This window comes from Mycoplasma anserisalpingitidis (assembly GCF_007858495.1).
Classification (GTDB): domain Bacteria; phylum Bacillota_I; class Bacilli_A; order Mycoplasmatales; family Metamycoplasmataceae; genus Mycoplasmopsis; species Mycoplasmopsis anserisalpingitidis_A.
Window position 1 is genome coordinate 853,392 of record NZ_CP041663.1, and the last position, 26,015, is coordinate 879,406.

17 protein-coding genes are annotated in these 26,015 nt (G+C 27.4%); 14 read left to right on the forward strand and 3 right to left on the reverse strand.

All coding sequences use genetic code 4. The features are described 5' to 3' along the window. The first annotated feature begins 110 nt into the window (after window positions 1–110). The 13 genes from FOY43_RS03570 to pyk all read left to right on the forward strand — a co-directional run bounded on the left by FOY43_RS03570 (window position 111) and on the right by pyk (window position 14,766). Window positions 111–1,379 (forward strand): ATP-binding protein, encoded by a 1,269-nt coding sequence (locus FOY43_RS03570; protein WP_146309158.1) that lies wholly within the window; start codon window positions 111–113, stop codon window positions 1,377–1,379. A gap of 190 nt (window positions 1,380–1,569) precedes the next feature. After that, window positions 1,570–1,743: a hypothetical protein gene (locus tag FOY43_RS03875; protein ID WP_162847767.1), complete on the forward strand. Its 174-nt coding sequence runs from the start codon at window positions 1,570–1,572 to the stop codon at window positions 1,741–1,743. A gap of 9 nt (window positions 1,744–1,752) precedes the next feature. Further along, on the forward strand, window positions 1,753–3,741 hold the full coding sequence (locus FOY43_RS03575; protein ID WP_146309159.1) for a serine/threonine-protein kinase: 1,989 nt from the start codon (window positions 1,753–1,755) through the stop codon (window positions 3,739–3,741). Next, window positions 3,725–5,332, forward strand: coding sequence for an ATP-binding cassette domain-containing protein (locus FOY43_RS03580; protein ID WP_146309160.1), 1,608 nt, complete (start codon window positions 3,725–3,727; stop codon window positions 5,330–5,332). The genes FOY43_RS03575 and FOY43_RS03580 overlap by 17 nt, the downstream gene beginning before the upstream one ends. Then, window positions 5,322–6,875, forward strand: coding sequence for an ATP-binding cassette domain-containing protein (locus FOY43_RS03585; RefSeq protein WP_162847768.1), 1,554 nt, complete (start codon window positions 5,322–5,324; stop codon window positions 6,873–6,875). Before FOY43_RS03580 ends, FOY43_RS03585 begins: the two co-directional genes overlap by 11 nt. 175 nt (window positions 6,876–7,050) lie before the next feature. Next, window positions 7,051–7,974 carry an NAD(P)/FAD-dependent oxidoreductase gene (locus tag FOY43_RS03590; protein WP_146309162.1) on the forward strand — a complete coding sequence of 308 codons (924 nt, stop codon included), beginning with the start codon at window positions 7,051–7,053 and terminating at the stop codon, window positions 7,972–7,974. A gap of 53 nt (window positions 7,975–8,027) precedes the next feature. Then, window positions 8,028–8,477 (forward strand): hypothetical protein, encoded by a 450-nt coding sequence (locus FOY43_RS03595; RefSeq protein ID WP_146309163.1) that lies wholly within the window; start codon window positions 8,028–8,030, stop codon window positions 8,475–8,477. 147 nt (window positions 8,478–8,624) lie between these two features. After that, complete coding sequence (locus tag FOY43_RS03600; RefSeq protein ID WP_146309164.1) at window positions 8,625–9,584, forward strand: phosphate acetyltransferase; 960 nt, start codon at window positions 8,625–8,627, stop codon at window positions 9,582–9,584. 3 nt (window positions 9,585–9,587) lie between these two features. After that, window positions 9,588–10,772, forward strand: coding sequence for an acetate/propionate family kinase (locus tag FOY43_RS03605; RefSeq protein WP_146309165.1), 1,185 nt, complete (start codon window positions 9,588–9,590; stop codon window positions 10,770–10,772). Continuing rightward, window positions 10,765–11,196 carry a pantetheine-phosphate adenylyltransferase gene (gene coaD / locus FOY43_RS03610; RefSeq protein ID WP_162847769.1) on the forward strand — a complete coding sequence of 144 codons (432 nt, stop codon included), beginning with the start codon at window positions 10,765–10,767 and terminating at the stop codon, window positions 11,194–11,196. The genes FOY43_RS03605 and coaD overlap by 8 nt, the downstream gene beginning before the upstream one ends. Next, on the forward strand, window positions 11,189–11,764 hold the full coding sequence (gene yihA, locus FOY43_RS03615) for a ribosome biogenesis GTP-binding protein YihA/YsxC (protein WP_146309166.1): 576 nt from the start codon (window positions 11,189–11,191) through the stop codon (window positions 11,762–11,764). The genes coaD and yihA overlap by 8 nt, the downstream gene beginning before the upstream one ends. A gap of 1 nt (window position 11,765) precedes the next feature. Beyond that, window positions 11,766–13,166: an MAG1430 family protein gene (locus FOY43_RS03620; protein ID WP_146309167.1), complete on the forward strand. Its 1,401-nt coding sequence runs from the start codon at window positions 11,766–11,768 to the stop codon at window positions 13,164–13,166. Window positions 13,167–13,332: 166 nt separating this feature from the next. Next, window positions 13,333–14,766 (forward strand): pyruvate kinase, encoded by a 1,434-nt coding sequence (gene pyk, locus FOY43_RS03625; protein ID WP_146309168.1) that lies wholly within the window; start codon window positions 13,333–13,335, stop codon window positions 14,764–14,766. A 42-nt stretch (window positions 14,767–14,808) separates the two neighbouring features. Here the strand turns inward: pyk and hpt are convergent, their stop codons facing one another. From hpt to FOY43_RS03640, 3 genes are all read right to left on the reverse strand, one after another. Continuing rightward, on the reverse strand, window positions 14,809–15,360 hold the full coding sequence (hpt, locus tag FOY43_RS03630; protein WP_146309169.1) for a hypoxanthine phosphoribosyltransferase: 552 nt from the start codon (window positions 15,358–15,360) through the stop codon (window positions 14,809–14,811). Between the two features lie 2 nt (window positions 15,361–15,362). After that, on the reverse strand, window positions 15,363–17,249 hold the full coding sequence (locus tag FOY43_RS03635) for a ribonuclease J (RefSeq protein ID WP_146309170.1): 1,887 nt from the start codon (window positions 17,247–17,249) through the stop codon (window positions 15,363–15,365). A 180-nt stretch (window positions 17,250–17,429) separates the two neighbouring features. Continuing rightward, window positions 17,430–19,394 (reverse strand): DNA gyrase/topoisomerase IV subunit B, encoded by a 1,965-nt coding sequence (locus tag FOY43_RS03640; RefSeq protein WP_419179395.1) that lies wholly within the window; start codon window positions 19,392–19,394, stop codon window positions 17,430–17,432. A gap of 359 nt (window positions 19,395–19,753) precedes the next feature. Between FOY43_RS03640 and FOY43_RS03645 the strand changes: the two genes are divergently transcribed. Continuing rightward, window positions 19,754–25,918 carry a lipoprotein 17-related variable surface protein gene (locus FOY43_RS03645; protein ID WP_162847770.1) on the forward strand — a complete coding sequence of 2,055 codons (6,165 nt, stop codon included), beginning with the start codon at window positions 19,754–19,756 and terminating at the stop codon, window positions 25,916–25,918. Window positions 25,919–26,015 lie beyond the last annotated feature (97 nt).

Here is a 26,015-nt window from a genome sequence, read left to right on the forward strand (position 1 = left end):
AAAGTGAAATAATATCAATAATACTTATTAACCTTATTTATAGATTATTTAGAACCAATATATTTTTTAAATTTTATATTTAAAGCTTTATAATTATATTAGGTAATAAAATGGACTATAAAAAAAGAATAATTGATAATAAAATTGAAAAGAGATCAAAGGCAATAGGCGGGTTGGTTATTGAAGGTGTTAAAGCATGCGGTAAGTCAACTACTGCTAAAAATTTTTCTAATACGGTTTTTGAATTTCAAGACCCTGAAAAAGGAGAATTTTATAGACAGATTATTGATTCAACCCCTTCAGAATTATTAAAAAATAAAAAACCAATTTTATTTGATGAATGACAGAATTATCCGAAAATTTGAAATGCTGTTAGAAAATACATTGACGATAATAATTCTAAGGGTGAATTTATTTTTACTGGATCTATCGCTAAAAAAGATAAAAGCTTACATTCTGGCACAGGAAGAATTTCATACATTAAAATGTATCCGATGAGTTTATATGAATTGGGTGAATCGAATGGTTCGGTGTCGCTAAAAAAACTTTTTGATTCTGAATATTCAGTTACACCAAAAATTTGTGATAAAAATTTTGATCATATAGTACTAAATATTTGTAAGGGAGGTTGACCTTCAAGATTAACAAATAGCGAAGCACAACAACTTTTATTTCCTAAATTAATTTTAGAAAACATTTATAAAAGTGATATTTTTGAAATTGATGATATCAAGAGAGATTCAGCCTTAACAAAAAATTTCATTTTGTCATATTCAAGAAATATTTGTAGCCTTGCAAGCGACAAAACAATTATGGATGATATTGGAGTTACTAGACCAACATATAATTCGTATTTTGAAGCCTTGCAAAAATTATTTATAATCGATGAAGTTGAAGCATGAAATTTTAAAGTTAGATCTAAAGTTGCTATAAGAACATCAAATAAAAGAAATATTGTTGATCCGTCTTTAGCAGTAGCTGCATTGAAAATAAATGCTGATTATCTAAAATATGATTTAAATACTCTTGGATTCTTATTTGAATCTCTTTGTTTTAAGGAACTTAAGATTTATTCATCTGATTTTGATGCAGAAGTGAAACATTATAGAGAATCTAAAGGTTTTGAAATTGATGCTGTTGTTGTTTCTGAGAATGGTGAATACGGAATTATTGAGTGCAAGTTTGGTGGAGAAGAATCAATAAACAAAGCCATAGAAAACTTAAATAAATTTGAGGAAAAAGTTATTTTGCATAATTCAGAAGAACCCAATAACCAATGAAAATTACCTAAATTTAAAATGGTTTTAACCGCATTATCAGACTTATATAAAACAAAAGATAATGTATATGTAGTCCCGATTACTGAATTAAAAAACTAAAAAACTTCAAAAAAATTTAAATTTTTAATGTAAAATAATGATGTTATGGTTAAACAATATGCTCAAATTATTGTTAAGAAGATTATTGTTGATAATCTATTTTTGGGCGTTTAATTGTAATATGTGAATAAACTATGTTATACAACAAAAAGGCCCATATTCTGGGCCTTTTTGTTTTGAAAGGGTAAAAATGACTTTAGCAGTTCTAAACAGCTATGTAAAAGAAGTAAACAAGAAAGAAAATATTGCAAACAAAGTGAATGTAAAATTATCAAGAAATGGTTTAGTAATTGATGTTTATGGAAAAGCATACATAACAATTGCTTGTGGATTTACTTGAAAATGTACAATAAAACAAGATTAGGAGAAAATAATGTCTAATTACAGTCAAAGTTATTTTGATCAAATAAGACTAATGGTGAATCATGCCTATGTCTTAATTGATGATGAAAATTATACATATTTAGAAAATTCACTCTCTAATTCAAACAAAAATAAGGGTTTTAAATTACATATTTCTCCATATATTGAAAATGTAAATGAGGTGTTATTAATATGCACTGATTTTTGTGTTAAAAACAATTTGTCATTTAAATTTATAAAAAATAAAGAAAAGTTAATGGAAAATTATTCAGATTTAACAAGTCTTGAGAATTCTTGCAAATTTATAACAATTTATTTAGAAAATAATGAACAAGAATTAGCGAATAAATTATCTGATATGCTTAAAAATTACAAAGGCCTTGATATATTTAGTGATAAAAAAGTACCTAATTCTGAAATTGTTTATTATAGATATGGTGATTTTAGAAAAAATAATAATAGTGATGACCATAGAAAATTTTTTGATTTACCTGAAGGCGTCTCTGACTTGTATGTTAGTGAAAATAGCCAAGAATTTTTGCTTAACAATAAGTATAAAATAGTAAATATTTTAAATAAAAAAACATCATCATTAACTTATTTAGCAACCTTTAATGAAGAAAAATATATTATAAAACACGCCAAATATGGAACTTTTACAAGCCATTTTGTTGAATCAACAAAAAGAAAAAATGATGAAGTACTTTTCTATAATAAATTAATTAATAAGTCAAACTTTGCAAATCATATTGAAAACTTCAATGTTGAAAATGATTTATTTACAGTTTGAGAATTTATGGATGGAACTAAAATTTCTGATCAAGTTGATGAATTTTCTTGTTTTTATGATTTTAATAAAGAAAAAAATCTACATGTGAAAAATTTTTATTTAATTTTTGAACAATTACTAGAATTATTAAGCAAAAACAATGAGTTAAGTTTTATAGATATTGTTCCAAGAAATTTGATTTGAAATAGAAATGAAAATAAACTTTACTTTATTGATTTGGATCATTGTGAACTTAAAAAACAAAGCTGAGACATAAACAATCTAGAATTGAGAAATTTTATTTATCAATACTTTACAAATGAAGTCCATCTATTTGAAAATTTAACTGAACAAAGATTAAAATTATTTTTCTATAAATTATTAAAAGTCAATAAAATAGATTATTGCATTTACTTATTATTTCTAGAAACTTTCAATAAAGATAATGATTTAAACAGCTATTTTGAAATATTGAAAAATAAAAAAACAGATAGTTGACCTAAAATAAAAGATGAATTAATTTCATTTAATGCTAATTCAAAATTAAGAACTGATTTTAATTTGGATGAGCTATATTTTTGATTAATAAGCTTTTATAAAAATAAAGATAAGTTATTTAAACTCAATCAATTTGCAAATCATTCAAGATATAATTTTAAAAAAATTGTTAAAATGGGTGAAATCAATATAAGAACTAAAGATTTTGTGTTTTTAGAATTCTTCAATGCAATGTTAAAACTTAACTGAAAAAATGATAAACAAAAAATAAATGAACTTTTACTCAAGTATGAAGAAAAAATAGTAAAAGTTGAAAATAAAATTTATTATAACAATAATAATTCTTATCTTTCACCTTATTTTATAGATGGAACTGCTGGTTATTTATTTTGCTTAGTATTGTATTTTAAATATATTCAAAAAGATGAAAATGTTAAAAGTAAAATCCTTGAGTTGTCTAATTCATTAACAGATAGTTTTGCAAATAAATTTTCAATTTATAATGGTCTTACAGGAATTTTACTTGTTCAATTTATGGTTTTCAATTTATTCAAAGATAAGAAATTGTTATTAAAACTATGTGAACAATTAGAACTAATGAGTATGTTTGCAATCAATAATTTTAATGATGGTGTTGATAAAGGCATTATTTCAGAATTTGAACTATCAATATTTAATGACTTATGTAAAAAAATTAAAAAGAAAGGGATAAGAAATGAAATATTTATTTAAACTCAAAGGTATTTCAACATTAATTTTTACCTTATTGTTATTGATTTTTGCAATCGAATTTTTAGTTTCATATTTTTATGGAATTTTGATAAGATATTTAACTTCATCAATAGATGAAAGTACAAAATACTTATTAATTTATTTATCTCTTTTGCTTTTATCACTAATTATTTCATTTGTTCATAATATTTTTCAAAATAAATTAGCTACTAAAATCAACTTATTTATAAGCAAGAAAATTTATACTAGTTATGCTAATTTAAAATTATCTGAAAGTATTAAGTATGAAAGAAATGACTGATTTTACATACTAACTCAAGCACCATTTAAATATGTTAATGATTATGTTTTACAAGTGTTTTCATTACTTAAATCTATATTATCATTTTTAGCCATTATTGTGGCAGCAAGTATTATTTCACCAATAACTATAAGTTATACTTTGCCAGCATTTATGATTTATTTATTAGTAATTTATTTACTTAGACACAAATTAAATAAAGTATCAGATCTAGAAAAAACTTTATATACTATTCCGATGGCTGAAAGTCAAAAATATATTGAATATCTTTTTACTAGTTCAATTAATAGTAGATCGAATGAATTATCTAATTCATATTCAAGTTCTTTAGAAAATAAAATTTATAAAAAAATTAACAACCTTTCAAACATTTATTCTATTTATATATTCGTTTTACAATCTTTTGCATTGTTATACACATTTATCATTTTAAGCTTAAGCATGGTAGTTTGAGTTTCTGATCCAACTTTAATTACCATAGCTTCACTTTCAGTTTTAATGACTAAATTCTTTGATCTAAACTCTTATTCAATTTCTATTGTTAATGCTTTAACAACAATTAAGGTTGCTAAAAACGTGTTTATTGATGTTATAGGAAAAGTAAATTTAACTGAAAAAAGTATTCTTGATGCTGAAATAAATCCGAAAAAAGAAGTTGTTGATTTTGAATCACTTGAACTTAAAAACGTTAATTTAACACTTGATAATAAAGAAATATTAAAAAATATTAATTTAAGAATCAAAAGAAATGAAAAAGTTTTAATCACAGGTGCTAGCGGTTCAGGTAAATCAACATTATTGAAATTATTAACTGGTCACTATGAAAATATTAGTTCAGGAACAATAAAATTAAATGATGATTTGGTTAATAATCTAGAAAATCTTCAAAGTAATTCATTTTTAGCCACTACAAATATGAATTTCTTTGAATCCAATTTAAATGAAAACTTAACACTAAATAATTTGGAAAATCCTAAAGTACATGAATTACTAAAATTATTTAATATGGAAGTTAATATTAATGAAGAAATTGTTGATAAAGATCCAGAATTTTCAACTGGTCAAAACCAACGTTTAGCCCTTATTCAAGCATTGATGAGTGATAAAGAAATATTACTTTTTGATGAAAGTTTTTCAAATATTGACAAAGAAAATTTTGACGTAATTTTACCATACATATTAAGTCTTAATAAAACAATAATTATAATTTCGCATACATTAAATAGTGAACACATTAATAAATTTGACCAATTAATTAATATAAAGAATGGAGAAATCAATGAAGCTTAAAAAATATTTATTTCTTAATTGAAAATTAAGTTTGTTTACTGTATTGATTGTTCCAATTTTCTCTTTTATTAATGTTGTGAATTTTTGATTAACCACAAGTTTACTTAAAGATATTACAGGTAATTCTAATGTTGATATTAATTCACTAATTATTAGAATAGCAGTATTTGCTGGATTTAGTATTATTTCGTTATTATTTGTTATAGTTCAACAAAAATGTTATTTATTAATTATTTTCAGGGGACATTATCACTTAAGAAAAGATGTTTATGCACAAATATCCAAGGCACATCCAAGAGATATTAAAAATGCTGATAAAGAAAAAATATTGAATACTCTTGAAAATGATTGTCATAATATAAGTCAAATGTTAATTTTACCAGCTGCGTTTCTAAATGGATTTTTGGAAGTGATAGGAATTATGATTCTTTATAGTTTTTTAAGTTGAGAACTACTTTTAATTTTTTTAGGTGTTACAGTTGTTAAAATAGCTAAAGACATGTTTATTTATAGTTTTTACTCTCCTTTTACCAAAAAAGAATCGGAGATTAAAAATACTATTCTTAATAAAGTTAATCGTTTTTTAAGTGCATATAATTTAATCATTTTTAGCAATAAAAAAGAATATTTTGTTAATAAATTTATTACTAAGATCACTCCTGTTTATACAGCTTATAATAAAAACCTAAATAATAAAACAATTGTTAGTTATATTGCAAATTTATTAGATTTAGTTATTGAAGTAAGTGTATTTATCGGTGCATTCTTTTTATACAAAAGTGGGAAAATTGGAATTGAGTTATTAGTTCTTTCAATTGTTCATTTCGGTTCTCTAGCTGTAAGACTAAGTTTCACTGTTCAAGTCTTTGGGGGGTATTTCCAATTAATTTCTTTATGAAAAAAAGTTAAGAAATTTTTATCAACTTTTAAAACACCAAATAATTTAAGTTTTGATAGATTTGAGAAAATAGAATTAAGAAACATTAATTTAAGTTTTGATGATAAAAAAGTCTTTGAAAACTTTAATTTAACCATAAATAAGGGTGATAAGGTATTGTTGCTTGGAAAAAGCGGATGTGGGAAAAGCACTTTAGCTAAACTTATGTTAAACTTATATGATAATTTTGAAGGTGATATTTTAGTTAATGATATTAAAGTCGAAAAGAACGATTCTTTAAGTAATTTATTTAACTACTGCAGTGTTGAAAGTAAAAATACCTTGAATGTTGATTTAAATGAAAATCAAAATAGAAGTAAAGAATTAAAAGAATTATTTAATGTAAACTTTATTAATGATCAAATTGAGGAAAACAAGAATTATTCAACAGGCGAACAACAAAGAATTAATCTTTTAAATAGCTTTTATGTTGATAAAGAGATTATGATATTAGATGAAAGTTTAAGCAACCTAGATAAGAAAAATCGTGATGAGATCATGAATAAGTTATTTAAGTTAGATAAAACAGTAATTATGATTTCACACCATATTGAAAAAGATGATTATTCAATGTTTACAAAAGTTATTGACTTTAATAAAAAATAAAAAAATAAGTGCTTTGTTTCATAAAATGTGGAATAAACACTTATTTTTTAATGTAAATTTTAATCATAAGGTTAAACTATTAAAAAGTTGATTTTTTAATAAATATTCGTGCAAAAAACAACTTTTTAATATTTTTATAGTATAATTAACAAAGATAATTTTATTGAGAGGTTTTATGGACAAAAATATTTATGATTTAGCTATTATTGGAGCTGGCCCTGCAGGACTTAATGCAGCTCTCTATGCTTCAAGAGCAAATTTAAGTGTTATTTTTATTGAAAAGAGTGCACCTGGCGGAAAGGTTTCGTTAACTTCAAAAGTTGAAAATTGAATTGGCACTGAATTAATTGAAGGATGAGAATTAGGAACCAAATTTTTTGAACATGCTAAAAAATATGGAGCATTGTACAAATATGGTGAAGTTGTCAAAATAAACAATATTTCAGATTTAGATAAAGAAGTGGTTTTGGCTAGTGGAGAAATAATCAAATCAAAGACTGTCTTAATTGCAAGTGGTATGAAAAATAAAGTTCCAACTTTTATTAAAAATATAGAGAAATTTGAAAATCGCGGAGTAAGCTATTGCGCAATTTGCGATGGCCCATTATTTGGAAAAAATCCTTCGTTGATACTAGGTGGTGGTAATAGTGCTGTGGAAGAAGCTGCTTATTTATCTAATATTGCTTCAGAGGTTACTTTGATAACAAATATTGATCATCTTACTGCTGAAAAACACTTAATTACAGACTTAGAATCAAAATCTAATGTTAAGATTTTATATAACTCTACTATTAAAGAAATTAATGGGCAAAATTCACTTGAAAGTGCAATCATTATTGATAATGGAGTTGAAAAAGAAATTAAAGTTTCATCATTATTTCCATATATAGGGATGGTGGCAAGCAATGAATTTATCAAAGATTTAGGTATTGTTGAAGAAAATGGGTTTATTAAAACTGATGAGCACATGCAAACAAAAATTCCTGGTATTTTTGCTGCTGGAGATATAATAGACAAAAAAATACGTCAAATTGTTACTGCTGCTAGTGATGGTTCAATCGCAGCTAAAGCTATAAGTGACTTATTAAATAAATCATAGTATAAAAATTTAATATAGTATAATTTTTAAGAAAATAATTATTGGAGAATATTATGAACAATTTTTACTTAAATAAATCTAATGAAGAACTTAAAAAAGCAAAAAAACTTACCGTAACAATGATTGTTTTAAAATTTATTTTACTTTTTTCATGTATTATATTCTTTGTAGTTTTAGGACCTTCATTTCTTTTAACTCTTTCGAGTGCAGTTGCTGATAAGCCTTCAAATACTAATGATTTTGGATTATTTTCTACAGCAATTTTCTTACTTATTTTTGGTTTTATTTTATTTTGCGTTGGTATCGCATCATTTGTTATTCACATTATGGTTTGTGTCAAATCTTATAAGATTGATAATACTTCATTTATTTTACTTTTAGTTGGTTTCTTTATTAGTATTGTTGATTTAGTTGGAGCATTTATACTTCTTTCTAAAATCAACAAACAAAGTGATGAAGAACAATTAAAAGTACAATTTGTTTCAAACAACCAAAATAATTAAAACACCAATAAAGAGTCATAAGACTCTTTTTATTTTGATTTAATTTCAAAACATTCAAGTGGTGCTGCAAAAAAGTTCCAAAAATACCATTCTTTTTTAAAATAAATAAAAAATAGTAGAATATAAAAGAATAACAATAGGAGTAATATGAAATTTATTGATTTATTAGACAAAAAAATAAATGAAATTAATACAACAAAAAAAATTGTATTGATTGATGGTGATGATAATAGAAGTATTGAAGCGGCTAAATTACTTGCTAAAAAATATAAAAATGTTGAAGTAACTTTACTAGTTGAAAAAGACCACGAACCAGTTGATAATTTGCAATTTTTAAACATGAACAATGATAAAAATGTAATTGAACAAATGGTTAAAGATTATGTAGTTTTAAGAAAAGGTAAAGAAACTGAAGAACAAGCAATAAAAGCACTTAGTTCTCGTCCATTTTATGCAATGATGCTTTTAGCTCAAGGGAAAATTGATGGAGTTGTTGGAGGATTAAATTATTCAACTGCTGATATTTTGAGAGCGGCATTTAAAACTATTGGTCCAAAACCAGGAATTAAGACAATTAGTTCAGTTATGATTATGCATAAAGATGAAGATACATTAATCTTTAGCGACATTTCTGTTAATCCTAAACCAAACCAAGAACAACTTAGTGAAATAGGACTTAATGCAGCTGATTTTGCTAAACAAATGGGATTTGATCCTAGAGTTGCATTTTTAAGTTTTTCAACAGATGGTTCGGCCAAAACTGATGAAACAGTTATGGTCAGAAATGCAACTGATTTATTTAACGACACTTACCAAGGGGTTAAAGCTATTGGTGAAATTCAACTTGATGCGGCTTTAGTTTCTGAAATTAGAAAAGCAAAATATTCTAGAGAATCTTACAGTGAAAGAGCCAATGTTTTAGTTTTCCCGGATTTAGGTGCTGGAAATATTGGGTATAAATTAGTTCAACGTCTTGGTGGTTATGGTGCAATTGGACCGGTAGTGGTCGGTACAAACAAACCAGTAAATGACCTCTCAAGAGGAAGTACAGTTGAAGATGTTTTAAATACTGTTTTAATCACAGTTTTACAGTCAGAAGGAGTTTAATTAATGTCTAAAATTTTAGTAATTAATGCAGGAAGTAGCTCAATTAAATTAACACTTTTCAATAAAGAAAATTTTGAAGTAGTGGCTACAGGTATTGCTGAAAGAATTACTTTACCAATGGGTAAAATCACAATTAAGTTTAATGGTAAACATGAAAAAGAACTAGCGCTGCCAAACCATCATGTTGCAGCTCAACACATTTTAGAAATGTTAAATGAGCTAAAAATCATCAGTGATGTTAAAGAAATTGAATATATCGGATACAGAATTGTTCAAGGTGGTCCATACTTTGATAAAGCTTCAAAATTAACTGAAAAAGAAATTCAGTTAATTGACCAAGTTTCAATTTACGCTCCATTACACAATCCAGGAGCAATCCAAGCTATTAGGGCTTTTAATGAAGTTATTCCACATGCTAAAGCTAGTGCAAATTTTGACACTGCTTTCCATACAACAATTAATAAAGTGAATTCAACTTATCCAATTCCAAGAGAAATTAGTGAAAAATACGGAATTAAAAAATATGGTGCACATGGAATTTCGCATAGATACATTACCGACAAACTCCAAGAAATTCTTGGTAAAAAAACAGTAAACTTTGTTAATTTACACATCGGTAACGGTGCTTCGCTTTGTGCTGTAAAAGACTCAAAATCTTTTGATACATCAATGGGACTTACACCACTTGCTGGGATTATGATGGGTACTAGAAGTGGTGATATCGATCCATCAATTCATGAATTTTTAATGAAAGAGATGAATGTAAATATTAGTGAATTTACAAATATGTTGAACAAAGAATCTGGTCTTCTTGGAGTTTCGGGAGTGTCTAGTGATATGCGTGATGTTAGAAGTGCTGCTGAAAGTGGCAATAAAAATGCTATTTTTGCACTTGAACTTTATGTACAAAAAGTTGTTGATTATACATCGATTTACTTTAATAAAATCGGACCAAAAGTTGATGCATTAGTCTTTACTGCTGGTGTAGGTGAAAATAGTCCAAAATTTAGACAAGAAGTTATTGATAAAATTAACTTTAGACATATTAAACTTGACTCAGTTAAAAACAATGGGAATATTGATGAATTTGAGTTGATTTCAACTCCTGATTCTGAAATTCCAGTTTATGTAATTAGAACTAATGAAGAATTAGTGATTGCTCGTGATGCAGTCAAATTATATGAATAAAAAGTATGCAATCTACCCAGGTTCCTTCGACCCTTGACATAAGGGTCATATGGAAATATTAAAAAAAGCATTAAAAATTTTTGATGCTATTTTTATAATAGTTTCAATAAACCCTGATAAAAGTAATCAGTCAGATATAGATAAAAGATTTAGTGAAGTAAAAGAAAAAGTTAAACGCTTATCGAATGTAGAAGTATTGATTAACAAAAATGGTTTTATTGCTGATATGGCTAAAGAGTTAAATGTCAATTTTATTATTAGAAGTGCACGAAATAATACTGATTTTAATTATGAACTAGAGCTTGCAGCAGGAAATAAAACCTTAAATAGCGATCTTGAAACAATTTTAATTATGCCCAACTATGAAGACATAAATTATAGTTCAACACTTGAAAGACATAAGGAGAAATTAAAGAATGTTTAAATTTATCAAAAGTAGTTCGACTAAATCAAATTGACTAGTTCACTCTGGTGTTGAAATTTGTTTTTGAGGTCGATCAAACGTTGGTAAAAGTAGTTTAATTAATAGCATCACAAACATTTCTAATTTGGCACGTGTAAGTAAAACACCTGGTAGAACTCAATTATTAAACTATTTTGCTGATGAAAATAAAGTAATTGTTGATTTACCTGGTTATGGTTATGCGAAGATGGGCACAAGAGAAAATGAAAAAATGAATTTGATGATTCAAGAATATCTTGAAAATTCAACAAATTTAAAACATGTTTTTCTTCTTTTGGATTCACGAAGAGGTATAACTGAAATTGATGCGCAAATAATTAGTTATCTTAAGAGTTTGCGAAAACCAATAACATTTATTTTCACTAAACTAGATAAATTAAATCAAAGTGAAAAATCTAAACTTTTAAAGCTAATAAAAGAAATTGAAAGTGAGTGATTTGAGTTTGATTATATTCTTGTTTCAACACTTAAAAAAACTAATATTGATAAATTAAAAGAAAAAATTGAACATATTTTTATAGGAGGATAATATGAGAATAAAACTAAAAAATATTATTTTAGGATCTATTTTAGCAATTTCAATTGGGACATCGGTTGCTTTACTGTCAACTAAAGCTGTGTATGATAAAAATAGTCCAAAAAATAAAAATATTGTTCCAATTAAAACAACTGGATTAACTTTTGATTTATCTGAATTAGAACTCATTGTTAAAGATAATATTTTAAAAACAAAATATGCAAGTGATTTTTCAGATTCATACCCAAGATTATTCAAAAATGATGTTTCAGCATTTTATGAACTAAGATATAAAAATTATTGAGAAGATCAATTTAAGTTAAAAGATATAAATGATTTTGCTGACAAAAATTTCTCATTAGTAACTAAAAAATTAAGAAATATCAATGAATTATATTTAGATTATGATGTTACTTTTTATAGCTATGCTAATGATTTTACTGGAGAATTATTCTTAAAGATTATACTTATTGACAAAGAAGACCAAAAACTTTATAATGATAAAAAACTTGAATCAAGTAAAATTAGAAGATTTGAGCAATTATATAAGGTGGATGGATTTAAAAAATTAGAAAAAGTTGAAAATTCTAACTATTATAAATTTTATCCACATTCGGGCTCAATAAGTAAAATAAAAATAAAGAACTATATCAAAGGTTATGAAACGGTTGAAAAATTTAAAAAAGCTATTTCTGATAGTTATGAAAATGAAAAAGCACAAACATTAAATAGTTTACTTTGAGATGCTGTTAAATACACTAACTCTACCAATGTAGATTATTCAAGTGTTAGATTGCAATTAAACGTTAATGAGAATGATTCTGATTTAGTTTCATTAAATATTCCAGTTTATTCAAAAGTGTATGAAGCTAATAAAGAAGAATTATCAAAAATCAACGAAAAAGTTAATGTCGGGAATAACATTCAAGTTGAAATGTTTTACCTAGATTTTCTTTATGCTAATGAAATTTATGATTTATTAACTGTAACCCAAAAAGATGGTTCACATATTTATGGTTTAACTGTTGATGAAATTTCTAAAGGTTATGATAGTGAAACTATGAGCTACAATAATTTAAAAATTGATGTAGTAAAAACTATTGGAACTAGTGAAGAAAAATATAAAGAAAATCAAGAAAAATTAGAGAAATTACTTGACAAATTCGATATTCAATTTTATCCACCTGTAAGAAATATTGAAACAAATTGCTTAGAGATTTCATATAAACTCATTCCACATAGAACTTTATTCAATAAAGAAAATAGTTTAATTGAATTTGATTTTACTTCAAAATTCATTACCCCTTCAAATACAAATGATAAAAAAGGATTTTCATTGGATTCCTTTAAAATAGAATCTAGCTCAAATGAAAACGATACAAATACTGAAGAAAATTCTGATAGTCAGGAATAATTCCTGACTTTTATTTTAGTTTAAAAACACACTGAAAAAATTGATCAAAAAAATAAGAAAATATTTCAGTAAAAAAACCTTATAAATAGTGAATAAATTTTTAATGTGTTAAAATATAAATGATTTAAAACAATAATACTTAGAAATTGAAAATATAGGAGAGAAAATGAACTTAATTAACAAAAGAAGTAAGTTAGTTGCTACAATCGGTCCATCTAGTGACAATTACGATACATTACGTTCTTTAATTGAAAACGGAGTTACAACAGTTAGAGCTAACTTCAGTCATGGAGATCACTCAGAACAATTAAATAAATTCGTTCTTGGACAACAAATTTCAAAAGACTTAAGAATTCCTGTTTCATTAATGTTAGATACAAAAGGACCAGAAATTCGTGTTGGAAAAATGAAAGATGGTGTTCAACAAATTAAAGCTGGTACAGAATTACTTATTTGAACTACAGAAGATAAATACAAAAACTTTGAAGGAACAGATACTGAAATAACTGTTGCTTATGACATGTCAGCTGACTTAATTGTTGGAAACCAAGTTTTATTAGATGATGGTAAATTATCTACAGTAGTTACAGAAGTTGGTAAAGGTTATGTTAAAGCTAAAGCTGAAAACTCACACAAATTAAAAACAAATAAACGTATTAACCTTCCAGGAGTTGACTTTACACTTCCATTCTTAGCTCAAAAAGATATTGATGACGTTATCTTTGGAATTAAAAGTGGAATTAACTATGTTGCTGCTTCATTCGTTAACTCAGCTAAAAACGTTAAAGAATTACGTGAATTATTAAATGCTAATGGCGGAGAACACGTACAAATTATTTCTAAAATTGAATCTCACTTAGGGGTTACAAACATCGATGAAATTATCGCTGAATCAGATGGTATCATGGTTGCTCGTGGAGATTTAGGATTAGAAATTCCTTACTATGATGTTCCATACTTCCAAAAAGTTATGATCAGAAAATGTAGAGAAGCTGGAAAACCAGTTATTGTTGCTACACAAATGTTAGACTCAATGGAAAACAACCCACACCCAACTCGTGCTGAAGTTACAGACGTTTACCTTGCTACAGAATTAGGAGCAGACTCAACAATGCTTTCAGGTGAATCAGCAAACGGAAAATTCCCACTTGAATCTGTTAAAGTTATGTCGGCAATTAATAGAAGAGCTGAAAAAGAATTCTACTCAAAAAATTACTATGATGTTCAACTTGAAGAAGTACGTAAAAACTCAGATCCAGAAAACCCACGTTCATTAATTGCTTATGAAGTTGCTAATAGAGTACGTCGTGGAGATTACAAATATGCTATTGTTCTTTCAAGAACAGGTCAATTACTTAAAGAAGTTGCTAAATTCCGTCCAAATACAGCAATTATTGGTATTGTAAATGACGAAAAAATGATTAACGCTTTTGGAGCTACATCAAGTGTATTCACATCAGTAGACTCATTACGTTTATTCAATGAAATTAAAAACAACCACGCAAGTGCTATTGAAGCTTTAGAACCATATGAACCACAACCAGGTGACAAATACCTTGTTGTTGAAAATCATTCAATTACAGAACACGTTGTTAAATAAGTCAAATATGAATCAAAAAAGTTAAGTTCTTAAACTTAACTTTTATTTTTCTAAAAATTTTTCATCAAAGATTCCAATATAAGGAAGATTACGCATCTTTTCTTTATAATCTAATCCAAAACCAACTAAAAATTCATCTGGTACAAGAAAACCGAATTTATCAGCATTTAATTTAACTTTACGATTATAAGGTTTATCTAGTAAAGTTAATATTTTTAACTTATTTGGTTTTCTAGTTTGTAAAATTTCCTTTATTTTATTAAGCGTAATTCCTGAATCAATTATGTCTTCAACTACTAAAACATCCTTGTTTTCAATGTCATTAGCTAAGTCCATAATAATTTTAACACTTCCACTACTTGCATGTGATCCTGCATAACTTGAAGTGATCATAAAATCTATTGTATGATCAACATTAACGCTTTTAATTAGTTGAGCCATAAATGGCATGGCGCCTTTTAATAAACAGACAATTATTAAATTTTTACTATCTTTAAATTCTTGATTAACTCAGTTAGCAAGCTCAACAATTTTTTGTTCAATTTCTACTTGTGAATATAAAACTTTTTTGATTCTTTTATCTACTAAATCCATAATTATAATTCCTCATCTTCTGACATTTCGTTATACATATGTTCTTCAGTTTCTTTAACTTTTTTATTGATGCCTTTTCTAAGTTCTTCAACAATTTTTTCAGCCTGAGCAACACCAGAACGTTTTTGTTGTTGTCCATTAGCTTTTTGATCAGATTCAAAAGTAACCTTTAATTTTTTGTCTTTTTTGCTCTTGTTGTTTTTATCTTTAGTTTCATCTGCTTCGATTATGTTAAAGATAGGAATAATCAATGGAACACGTCTTCTCTCTTTGTGATATAAAGTTGAAAGACGATCTATGATAAGTTGTTTTAATTCTGGAATTGTTCAGCTTGAATTATTTCTTATACAGTGTAATATCGAACCATGAACAATTCTTTTAGTTTCTTCAATTAATTTTGTTGAGTTTTTAACAAAGAATGCTCCACGACTTATGATTTGTGGTTTACCAAGGATTGAATTAACTTTTTTATTAATTGTCAAAATGGTTGAAACAAACCCTGAAGTTCCTAATTTTGCACGTTCTTTAATTAATGCTGCATTAGTGTTTAGAATCGATGTACCATCGATATAAATAGGACCATAATCAATCATTTCATTTGTAGGAGTAATAATTTCATCTTTCATTTCATAAACTCTTCCAGCCTCAGGAATAATGATGTTATTAGCATCCACACCATTTTCAACAGCACTTTGACCATGCACTATTGACATTCTATATTCCCCATGATATGGAATGAAGTATTTAGGTTTTGTTAGTTGAAAAATTTTATCATGTTCATGACGATAAGCGTGCCCAGAAGTGTGAAGATATCCATCTGTACCATTTTCTTTGATTGTAGCACCTAATTTATAAAGTCTATTCACAAGTAATTCAATCACCATTCTATTTCCAGGGATAGGACTACTTGAGAAAATTACAGTATCACCTTTAGAAATTTTTATTGATGGATGTTTACCATATGACATTCTTGAAAGAGCAGCAAGTTGCTCACCTTGAGAACCGGTAGTAAGAACTACAAGTTTAGAATCATCGATTGATGAAAGTTGTTTTTTATCAATAAAAATATCAGATGGAACGTCAATATAACCTAATTTACGTCCAATCTTAATTCCCTGAATCATTGAACGACCAAAGGTAACTATTTTTTTATCTAATTGAGCAGCCAATTCAATAATAACTTTAACTCTAGTTAAATTTGATGCAAAAGCTGTAATAATAATTTTTCGTTTTGCATTTTCCATGTGTTTTTTAATATCAACTAAAATATCTTTTTCACTTGGTGAGTGAAAAGGACGCATTGCATTAGTTGAGTCACTAAGTAGAGCGGTTAAACCTTGTTTTCCAATTTCATCTAAACGAGCAAAATCGGTGTAGTTTCCAATAGGTGTATAGTCAAATCTAAAATCACCTGTACACATAATTTTTCCATGTGGGGTTGATATTCTTACACCAAAAGCATCTGGAATTGAGTGTTGTGCAGTTCAAAAATCCACCACAACTCCTTTTGGAAATTTATAGCTGTCATTTTTATCAATTTCAAAGAATTCAATTTTGCGTGTGATTTTGTGTTCTTCAAATTTAAGTTTTAAGTAACTAATTGCAATTTTAGGTGCAAAAATTTTCTTTAGTTTAGTTTGCTTAACTAAATATATAACGCCACCGATATGGTCTTCATGTCCATGTGTTATAAATAAAGCTTCAACCTTTTTGTTAGGTAAATTTAAGTATGAATAGTTAGGGATAATTCCTTTAATTCCAGTTGTGAAAGTATCAGCAAATTTAATACCTGCATCAATTAAAAAGATGTGATCATCTTGTTCAATTAATAAAGTTGCTTTACCAATTTCCTGAACTCCACCTAACGGTATGATTCTTGTTGGGTTCATCTTTTTCTCCATGTATTTTGATTATTGAAAATAAAAAATATTTAATATAAGATAAGCTATCTTAATATATAAGTGTATTATATAAGGATATTGAAAAAATTAAAGAATTTTAGTAGTGATTAATCAACTTTTTTATATGAATTAAATAAAAATCTGATTAGTTGACTAATCAGAAATTCATTAAATATCAAGATTCTTTACAAAACGTGCATTTTCTTTAATAAATTCACGTCTAGGTTCAACTTCTTCACCCATAAGAGTGTTAAAGTATTTTTTAGTTTCGATAACATCATTAATTTGAACTTGCAACATATTTCTTGTTTCGGGGTTCATCGTTGTATCTCAAAGTTGTTCGGGGTCCATTTCTCCAAGACCTTTGTAACGTTGAATATTAATTTTTTGGTTAGGATTTAATTTAGCCAAAATAGCATCTTTTTGCTCATCATTATAAGCATATTCAACTGTTTTATTTTGTTGGATTTTGTAAAGTGGAGGTTGAGCAATATAGATAAATCCATATTCAATTAATTCACGGAAGTAGTTGAAAAAGAATGTTAAAAGAAGAGTTCTAATGTGTGCACCATCAACGTCGGCATCAGTCATAATAACAATTTTGTGATATCTTAATTTATTTATATTGTAATTTTCGCCAACACCTGTTCCGATAGCTTGAATTAAGTTAAGGATTTCTTCATTTTTGAAAATTTCATGAGCACGTGCTTTTTCAACGTTAAGAATCTTACCTCTAAGTGGTAAAATGGCTTGAGTTTTACGGTCACGACCCATTTTAGCTGAACCACCAGCAGAATTTCCTTCGACTATAAAAAGTTCGCTTATTTCTGCATTTTTAGAAGAACAATCAGCTAACTTGCCAGGTAAACCTGCATTATCAAATGCAGTTTTACGTTTATTACTTTCAGCAAAAGCAGCGGTATCCAATCTATTTTTTCTAGCTGCTTTAGCCATATTTACAATCGCTTGAGCAATTATTGGATCTTCATTAAGTACTCTTTCTAAATATTCGCTTACAACCTTATTTGTAGCGATTCTTGCATCTTTAGAACCAAGCTTAGCTTTAGTTTGACCTTCAAATTGAGGGTTTGAGTGTCTAATTGAAATTACGGCTGAAAGACCTTGTGTTAAGTCATCTTTAGTAAATCTTTCATTTTCATTTTTTATTAGCTTATTACGTAAAGCGTAATTATTAATGGTTTTTTCTAAAGCAAAAAGGAATCCTTGTTGATGGTGCCCACCTTCGCTAGTAAAAATGTTATTTACATAACTAAATACTTTAGGAACATTAGAATATTCTTTGGCATATTGCATAGCCACTTCAACTCTAATTCTTGCATCACTTTCAAATTCACCATCATTTTTATTCGAAACATATTCTTCTGAAACATAGAGAATTTGATCATGTAATAGTGGATATCCTTCATTTAATTCAACAACATAGTCAATAATTCCATTGTCAAATTTAAATTCAGTAAATGAATTATCCCTTTGATCTTCGATTGAAATATATAAACCTTTATTAAGGTGAGCAATTTGTTTTGCTCTGTCAATAATTTTTTCCTTACTAAAAGGTTTTCTTTCCATGATTGTATAATCTGGGAAGAATTCAATTGTAGTTCCGGTTTCATCTAATGGACAATTACCAATAATATGTGTTTTTTCTTCAATATGTCCACCGTTAACAAACTTAGCTTGATATACATTACCATTTCTTTTTACAGTGGCAATCATCAATTTACTCAAAGCATTAACCGCACTAGAACCAACTCCATGAAGTCCACCAGAGAAAGCATATGAATCTTTATTGAATTTACCACCAGCGTTAGTTTTAGTAAGAACTAATTCAATACCACTTAAACCACTTTGTTGGTTAATATCAGCAGGGATTCCACGACCATTATCAGTTACAATAATGTGATTTTCTTTAGTAATAATTATGTTGATTTTATCGCAAAAACCAGCTAGATGTTCATCTACTGAGTTGTCTAAAATTTCTCAAACCAAGTGGTGTAAACCTGTTTCACTGGTAGAACCGATATACATACCAGGTCTTAATCTAATGTGTTCAAGACCTTCAAGTTGTTGTAAACTATTAGCATCATATTGTTGTTTATTTTGTTCCATTTTTAACCTCAATTTATTATTTATAAATTATTTTTAAATTATACCAAATTATAAGTAAACCAACTATATATTATAAAAAGAGCTTTTAATGCTTAAAGGCAATATCTAAACAATTTGTTATCACAATTTATGAAATTGATTTTCACATTTAATTAAAAATTAATAACATTGATTCACATCATTAAACTATGAAATCCATTTATTCAAGCATGAAGCTTATGAAAACAATATTTATTTTTTATTTTTTTCTTTTTTTATTATTTTTTATATGTGTATAATATAAGCGAGGCCAAATGTGGTAAAAATAGTATCGATTGCAAATGTACAGCTATATTTTGCCTCAAATACAAAAGAAAAGGATAAAAATGAAAAATAATAAAAAATTAGTTATTTTATCTTCTTCATTAGGTGGTTTAACACTTGCTGCTGGTGCACTTGCAGTAAGTTGTAATAACGAAACTAAAACAACAAAAGAAGATTTAGAACTTGAAAAAAGTTTAAGTTCTATCGTTGTTAAAAATGGTTTAAGTTTACAACACGTAACATCTTTAACAACAAATGACTTCGAAGTTAAATCTACAAGCGATAAGAATAATACTTTTATTTATGAAATCACAAGCGTTAAAGTAAATGAAAGTACTTTTAAAGTTAGCGTTGAAGCTAAAATTACAGCTAGATACAATAGTGAATTAGCTCCAGTTATTCTTACACAAGAATTTGAAGGAAATCAAATTGTTCCTGAAATGTTCTTAAAAGAAAAGAATAAATTAAGAGAGTCTTTACAAAAAGCCACTATTGAAACAGTATACGTTGGTCAAAATACTAAATCTGATGTATATTTACCATCATTATCATCTAGCGAACTTAAAAAGTTATTTGAACTTAATGGTAATCCAAAAGACAAAACAACAAACAAAGAAATTGAAGGTGTTGAGTCATCAATTGTTAAAGTTGAAGCTAAAAATGATATAGCTGAAATTTCAGTATTACTTAGAAGTTTAGCTCAACCAGATGTGTTTGCTACAATCACAGTAACACAATCAGGATTCAAAAACGAAGTTACATATAATGAAGAACTTGCTGCTAAAAAAGCTGAAATTGTTGCTGCTGAAAATGCAAGATTACAAAAATTAGCTGAAACTTCATTAAAAGTTACTACAGCTGATGGATTTAAAAAATCATTAACATTAGCTACTGATGCTCAAATTGAAAACTTCGTTGTATTATTAATGGACGAAAACGCTAATGCTACAGCTACAATTACAAAAGTAACTGGAGATAACGTTGCTTCTAAAGTTACAGTTGAAGTTACATTAACATCAAACATCGAAGGTGCAGAACCTTATGTAGTTACAAGAGATGTTCTTGGATTTAAAGAATTATCTGAAGAAGCTCTACAAGTAAGTAATACACTTCAAGAATTAGTTTCAAAAGTTAAATTAGTTCATGCAGAATTAAATGATAAAAATGGTTCAGCAGAAAAAGCTGAAAAATTATTAAATGCTGATAAAGCTAACTATGAAGCAGTTATTAAAGTAAACAAAGATGTTTTACCAGAAGGTGTTACATTTGAAGTGGTATCAGCTAGAACTACTACACAACACCCTGAAACTTTATTAGTAACATACTCAATTTCTAAAGATGGAGTTTCAATTACTAAAGAAGTATTAGTAAGTGGATACAACTTTGTTGCTTCAAAAGATGAAGCTAGCGATAACACAACTTCTACAGTTGATGTAAATGCAGAAATTCAAAAAGAATTAGATAAAATTGCTGCTGAAGCTGACGCTCAATTTGAAGCTGATGCAGTTTATGCTAATAAAGATTTAGCAAGCTTAAAAGATAAGAAATGATATTTAGCTTCACAATATTCAACAGAATTTAATGCTGAACAAGCACTTAAAGACTTTGATTTGGCTAAATCAATTCTTAAATTAACATTCAAAAAAGACAACACTGAAATTACTCCAGAAGTTGGAAAATTTGTAGTTAAAAGTGTTGTTATGAATCCTGGTGCTGATACAAATGAATCAGGTTCAGTAACATTAAAAGTTACAATTGAATCAACAGATCCAACTGTTGACAAAACAAAAACAGTTCCTTCAAAATCATTCAATTTAACAATCAATGGGTTCATGGGAAAATCACAAGTTGATGAATTAAAACAAGCTCTTTCAAGTGTTGTAAACAACGCTTCTGTTAAAGATGCCTTAAACAATGGACTTAAATTCGAAATTAATGGAATTAATAGAGTTCCATCTACACCAGTTTCACTTTTTGAAGGTTCGCAAGCTAGTGAATACTACAAATACTTTGAACCAATCAATGGATTTACTACAACAGGATTAACAGGCAAAAACAGTGATTTAACTGTACAAGAAGTATTGAATAAAATTAAAGAAGTTGAGTACTTCAAAACTTACCCAGTTCAAGCAGAAAATATTAAATTAGAAGAAATTACAACAAACGTTCACATTACTGATAAAAATAACGGAACAGTTAATGCTGAAGGTGTAGTTTCAATTAAGATTCCTGGTGTTGACAGAATTAATGCTGATAAACCAAAAATAAATATTGTTAGTGGATTCTTGTCGGACGCTAAATTTGAAGAATTAAAAGCTAACTGATATGCAACAGCACAAGCGTTTATTAGTGCTAACGCTCAAAGCGAAGATGCTATTGTTATTTATGATAGAGATGGTCAATATTTTAGTGATGAAAAATCAAAAGCAACTTTATTAGAAGCTATCCAACACCCAGAAAACATTGTATTCCAAGCAATGAATGATGGTGCCTTCTTACCAAAAGAAAAAGTATTTGCTGATAATACTAGACAAGCTATTGAAAACAAATTAAATGGTAATGCATTAGATACTCAAGAAAATGTAAATAACAGACATACAGCACTAAATCCTGCTGACCAAATTTATGCTGTTAAATTAAAGGTATTAAATGTTGAAGAATCTAAAACAGATACAGGTTCAGTATGAATTAATTATACACTTGTATCACCATACTTCTCAGATTGATCATTAGAAACAATTTCTTTAAGACAAAACTTCCAAATTAGCGGATTTATTTCAATTGAAGATTATAGAAAACAAGTTTTAGAAGAACTTAAAAAATTAATTGATGATCAAGCCGATAAAGGTAAATCAATCGTTCAAGTTGATTATGCTGGTAAAGCAACTACTTCAGTTGATGAAGCTATTAAAAAATCTGGAAATACATATGCTAACTTAACAAAAGTTTCATATAAATTTATTGATGGGTTAGACATCAATTCACTTGTTCAACCTACTTCAATTCTTTATAATATTGATTTAAGTAAATTTGAATTAACACCAACAGCTCTTGAATCTAATGATGCAAACGCAATAACAGTAAACGGTAGAGATGGAAAAGTTGATGTTACTGCTGAATTATCAACAAACATCGGTTCTGAATATGGTATAAAACAAGACAGCAAAGTTACTTTAAATAAAGTTACTGTTGAAGGATTCTTAGCAACTAAAGCAGCTGAAAAAGCAAGATTAAATGCTTTAAAAGCTCAATTCGCTTACAAAGGAATTGTTTCAGTTCTTTTACAAGAATCAGATAATAGAGATGCAAAAATTAAAGAATTCGAAACTAATGGTGACTTTGATTCAGCTAATGCTTTAAGAAAATTAAGTCAAATTGATATTAAAGATGTTACATTAAATGCTACTGATTTTGTTGCAATTGCAAATTATGGTACTCTTGAAAGATTAGAAAATGCTAAAGTTGTAATTAATACTACATTATCAGAAAAATCAAATGGAAATATCAAATTTAACTTTAATTTCGTTTCATTATTACAATCAGATGTTAAATCAGATGATAAATCATACACATTCGGAACATTTGCTAGATCAACATCAGATACATCAACACCAAGCGATGAATTATCTGAAGATGCTAAAGCGTTAAAAGCTTTATATGAACAAGCTATTAGTTCATTAACTCCATCATACAAACTTGTTGGAAAAGACAATGAAACTAATGAAAAATACATTAGCAAAGTTACACCTAAAGATGTTTTAAATTACATTAAACCAAATGACACTTTAGAAGAAACTAAGGCTAAAGAATTATTTACATTACCTGAATTAAGTGAAGAATTAAAAGAAAAAGCTACATTATCATTCGAATATAAAGAATTTGAAGATAAAGTAAATCAAAATGCAAATGATAAAATTGTTGTAACTGTAAAAATTACAGACATAACAAATGAAAAAATTGTTGTTTCTAAGGATGTTGTTTTAAGTGGATTCTTAACAGAATTAGCTAAAGAACAAAAAGCTTTAGAAGAAGCTGTAAAATCATTATCTTCAGCTACATGAAATCTTCACTTAAAAGATGCTACAAAAGTTTTACCTTCAGTATTATTAAATGCTAAAATGATTGATGGTGTTTCACTTCTTGATAGTGTAAATGAAGTTAAAAATAGCAATAAAACATTAGAAGAAAAAATTAATCATTTAAAACAATACTTCACAATCGATAGTTTAGATGATCAAAAAGCTAAAATTTCATCATTTATTAAATCAGTTACTGCTGATGATAAAAATGGTGCTCTTAAAGTTAAACTTGACTTAAGTTCAGCTAAAGTTGGTTTTGAAAGTGTTACAGTTGAAAAAGAATTTACAGTAAGTGGATTCCAAACTGCTGCAAAATACAAAGAAGCCTATGATGCTGAAGTAGTAAGATTAAACAAATATGCTGCAGATCACAAATTCTCATTCAAATATGATTCATCAGATGTTCAAGCTACAGGAAATGACCTTGTAGGAATTAAATCTGACAAAAATCCATACTGAGAAAAATTTGTTTTAGTAAATGGTAAAGACAAAGAAGTTTTAGCTACTGAATTAGAAACAGAAAAAATTAAATTAGTAGTTGAAGCTGTTGAATTCGGAGTTAAATCTACAGATGTTTATGTAACATATAGATTAGTTTCAATCAACACTGACGAATCATTTGCTGAATTTGATTCAGTATACACAGGTGCTCAATCTTCATTAATTAAGACAACTGTATTAACAACAAACTTAATTACTCCTGAAGAAAAAGACAGCGCAAGCGGATTAAGAAAAGTTCAAACTGAAGAATACCTTACAACAACATCTACAGAATGAAATGACTCAAACAAATCAGTTGAAGTTAAATCATATAACAAAGTATTTACAAAAGTTTCTTCAGATCAATTTGTTGAATCATTATATTCAAACAAAGAAAAATATGAATTAAATGATGGAAAATTAGTATTATTTGCTAATACTGAAGAAGTTAAGAATAAATCAGTAGTTCTTGCTTCACAAGTAAACGCTCTTAAATTAGTTAACTCATCAGACTACTTAAAATTTGGTGGACTTGAATTAGTAACTAAAGATGCAAGAGTATTATCAGCAGATGATAATAAAGGTGTTCTTGAAGTAGCATTCAGAGTTTCATCAATCGAATTCCCAGAAGTTGTTTCACCAATACTTTACGCAAAAGTAAGTGGATTCAAAACAAAAGCTGTTGAATTAGAAGAGAAAAAACAAGCTGAAGCTGCAAAAATCCAAAACTGAACATTAGCATCATTGATTGCTAAAACAGGAAACATTATTACTAAAGACATTATTGGTCAAGATGGTCAAAAACAATTAATTACTTATGACGAAATCTTATCTGGAAATGCTGATAGTAAATTACAATTCTACTTACCAGGAAACGGGGCAAGTACTTCAGATGAAAATGGTGCTTGAGCAAAAGCAAACAATGGTAAAGCGTTTGAAATTAATGCTTTAGGTAAAGAAGATTACACAAAAGAATCACTTGAACTTAAAGTTAATGAATTATTTGTTGCTAAAGACAATGTTCACTTCGAACAATACAACTTAAGCAATAACCAATACATTAATGTTGTAATCAAAGATAGAGTTGATGCTAACGGTGACATTCTTGTAACTTACGCTGTTCAATTATTATCATACAATGAAGAAACAAAAGAAGTTACTCAATTAGCTGAAGTTGAAAACAGATCATTATTAACTCAATTACCTACAGAAGCTGAATTAGCTTACAAAAAAGAAATGTTATCTGCATTAGCTAATGCTGAAGCTTCGTTCGCTTCAACAAAAGCTAGTGAAATGACAGCTGAAGATTTCTTAAAAGCATATGAAAAAGCTACTACAGAAGAAGCTAAAGCTGAATTATTACAATCAACATTACTTTACACAAAACAAGCTAACGGAAAAGTTGAAGCTGCTGACTTAAAGGTTGTAGTTGATTCAGTTAAATTAGATGAAAAACATGTTGGACGTGTATTAGTAACTTACCACGTTGCTAGTGCAAAAACAACAGGTGAATACTCTAAAGATGAATACAAGAATGTAGGAGAAAATGTTAAAACAAAATACTCAAGTGTTCTTGGATTCTCATATAACAAAGATCATGCTAGTGTAGGTACAATTGAAAATACAAACCCAATTGTTGCACCAACAACTACAACTTCTACAAATTAATTTAATAAAAAACACCACATTTATTAAATAATAGAAAAATCAGGGAAACACCACCCCTGATTTTTTCATATTTTTACCATATTTGTTAAATATTAAA